2 rRNA genes are annotated in these 3,435 nt (G+C 55.3%); both read left to right on the top strand.

Annotated features, from left to right (window positions below):
- The first annotated feature begins 188 nt into the window (after positions 1-188).
- A 16S ribosomal RNA gene (locus DEJ17_RS17390) occupies positions 189-1,710 on the top strand.
- Between the two features lie 432 nt (positions 1,711-2,142).
- A 23S ribosomal RNA gene (locus DEJ17_RS17385) occupies positions 2,143-3,435 on the top strand; the annotation flags it as partial.

The following is a 3,435-nucleotide window of genomic DNA, read 5'->3' as shown; positions in this document are numbered from 1 at the left end:
AGTGCGTCTGGTCCTTGAGAACTCAACAGCGTGCACATTGTCAATGCCAATTTATTGATTGACCTCGTGCCTGGTCGGCTTGCTGACCGGGTCATGAAGCAATTCCTTTTGGATTGAAGATTGTCAGTAGACAGTCAACAGTCAGAATCAACTCGGTCTGACACTTTCGGGTGTTGGGTCTGTATTTTTTTACGGAGAGTTTGATCCTGGCTCAGGACGAACGCTGGCGGCGTGCTTAACACATGCAAGTCGAACGATGATGCCCAGCTTGCTGGGTGGATTAGTGGCGAACGGGTGAGTAACACGTGAGTAACCTGCCCCTGACTCTGGGATAAGCGTTGGAAACGACGTCTAATACTGGATATGATCACTGGCCGCATGGTCTGGTGGTGGAAAGATTTTTTGGTTGGGGATGGACTCGCGGCCTATCAGCTTGTTGGTGAGGTAATGGCTCACCAAGGCGACGACGGGTAGCCGGCCTGAGAGGGTGACCGGCCACACTGGGACTGAGACACGGCCCAGACTCCTACGGGAGGCAGCAGTGGGGAATATTGCACAATGGGCGAAAGCCTGATGCAGCAACGCCGCGTGAGGGATGACGGCCTTCGGGTTGTAAACCTCTTTTAGTAGGGAAGAAGCGAAAGTGACGGTACCTGCAGAAAAAGCACCGGCTAACTACGTGCCAGCAGCCGCGGTAATACGTAGGGTGCAAGCGTTGTCCGGAATTATTGGGCGTAAAGAGCTCGTAGGCGGTTTGTCGCGTCTGCTGTGAAATCCCGAGGCTCAACCTCGGGCTTGCAGTGGGTACGGGCAGACTAGAGTGCGGTAGGGGAGATTGGAATTCCTGGTGTAGCGGTGGAATGCGCAGATATCAGGAGGAACACCGATGGCGAAGGCAGATCTCTGGGCCGTAACTGACGCTGAGGAGCGAAAGCATGGGGAGCGAACAGGATTAGATACCCTGGTAGTCCATGCCGTAAACGTTGGGCGCTAGATGTAGGGACCTTTCCACGGTTTCTGTGTCGTAGCTAACGCATTAAGCGCCCCGCCTGGGGAGTACGGCCGCAAGGCTAAAACTCAAAGGAATTGACGGGGGCCCGCACAAGCGGCGGAGCATGCGGATTAATTCGATGCAACGCGAAGAACCTTACCAAGGCTTGACATACACCGGAAACGGCCAGAGATGGTCGCCCCCTTGTGGTCGGTGTACAGGTGGTGCATGGTTGTCGTCAGCTCGTGTCGTGAGATGTTGGGTTAAGTCCCGCAACGAGCGCAACCCTCGTTCTATGTTGCCAGCGGGTTATGCCGGGGACTCATAGGAGACTGCCGGGGTCAACTCGGAGGAAGGTGGGGATGACGTCAAATCATCATGCCCCTTATGTCTTGGGCTTCACGCATGCTACAATGGCCGGTACAAAGGGCTGCGATACCGTAAGGTGGAGCGAATCCCAAAAAGCCGGTCTCAGTTCGGATTGAGGTCTGCAACTCGACCTCATGAAGTCGGAGTCGCTAGTAATCGCAGATCAGCAACGCTGCGGTGAATACGTTCCCGGGCCTTGTACACACCGCCCGTCAAGTCATGAAAGTCGGTAACACCCGAAGCCGGTGGCCTAACCCTTGTGGAAGGAGCCGTCGAAGGTGGGATCGGTGATTAGGACTAAGTCGTAACAAGGTAGCCGTACCGGAAGGTGCGGCTGGATCACCTCCTTTCTAAGGAGCATCTGGTCAGTGCTGGTTGCCCATCATGGGTGGTTGGTTGCTGGTCCAGGCGCCTGTTTCGGACCGAACGTGTCCGACGGGTAGCTCATGGGTGGAACATTGACAGTGCAGTTGGGAGTGATGCTTCCGACCTCAGTACGCTCTGCTTGCAGGGTTGGGACGGGTCGGGGGTGGAGCTGCTCAGCTGGTGCACGTTGTTGGGTCCTGAGGGACCAGGCTTCCCGCTGTCACGTGAGTGGTGGTGGGGGTTGGGCCTACGGGTCCTTCGTCGGGCCGGGGTGAACCTACTGTTGTGGTGGGGGAGTGCTGGTGCCGATCGTATGTTGAGAACTACACAGTGGACGCGAGCATCTTTGATTCGCGTCATCCATGACCGGCCTTCGGGTTGGTGTGGTGACGTTGGATCGCAATTTTAATCTTTGTGGTCAAGTTTCTAAGAGCAAACGGTGGATGCCTTGGCATCTGGAGCCGATGAAGGACGTAGAAATCTGCGATAAGCCTCGGGGAGCTGATAATCGAGCTGTGATCCGAGGATTTCCGAATGGGGAAACCCCGCCAGGCGTTTTGCGACCTGGTGACTCCCGCCTGAATATATAGGGCGGGTAGAGGGAACGTGGGGAAGTGAAACATCTCAGTACCCACAGGAAGAGAAAACAACATGTGATTCCGTGAGTAGTGGCGAGCGAAAGCGGATGAGGCTAAACCGATCATGTGTGATAGCCGGCGGGCGTTGCATGGTCGGGGTTGTGGGACACGTCACTCAGTTCTGCCGGACTGGGACGGTTACAGCGCATCATAGTCGAACCGGTTTGAAAGCCGGGCCGTAGTGGGTGCCAGCCCCGTAGACGAAATGGTGTTATGGCCGGATGTGTATCCCAAGTAGCACGGGGCCCGAGAAATCCCGTGTGAATCTGTCAGGACCACCTGATAAGCCTAAATACTCCCAGATGACCGATAGCGGACAAGTACCGTGAGGGAAAGGTGAAAAGTACCCCGGGAGGGGAGTGAAATAGTACCTGAAACCGTTTGCTTACAAACCGTCGGAGCCTCCTTAGTAGGGGTGACGGCGTGCCTTTTGAAGAATGAGCCTGCGAGTTAGTGATATGTGGCGAGGTTAACCCGTGAGGGGCAGCCGTAGCGAAAGCGAGTCTGAATAGGGCGTTTGAGTCGCATGTTCTAGACCCGAAGCGAAGTGATCTATCCATGGCCAGGTTGAAGCGACGGTAAGACGTCGTGGAGGACCGAACCCACTTCAGTTGAAAATGGAGGGGATGAGCTGTGGATAGGGGTGAAAGGCCAATCAAACTTCGTGATAGCTGGTTCTCTCCGAAATGCATTTAGGTGCAGCGTTGCGTGTTTCTCGCCGGAGGTAGAGCTACTGGATGGCCGATGGGCCTCAACAGGTTACTGACGTCAGCCAAACTCCGAATGCCGGTGAGTGAGAGCGCAGCAGTGAGACGGTGGGGGATAAGCTTCATCGTCGAGAGGGAAACAACCCAGACTACCAACTAAGGTCCCTAAGCGTGTGCTAAGTGGGAAAGGATGTGGAGTTGCACAGACAACCAGGAGGTTGGCTTAGAAGCAGCCACCCTTGAAAGAGTGCGTAATAGCTCACTGGTCAAGTGATTCCGCGCCGACAATGTAACGGGGCTCAAGCACACCACCGAAGTTGTAGATTTCGCACTATAGACAAGCCTTCGTGGTTCAGTCGTGCGG

Origin of the sequence: Curtobacterium sp. MCSS17_011 (assembly GCF_003224275.1) — a bacterium.
GTDB lineage: Bacteria > Actinomycetota > Actinomycetes > Actinomycetales > Microbacteriaceae > Curtobacterium.
This window is presented reverse-complemented; position numbering and strand designations above follow the sequence as displayed.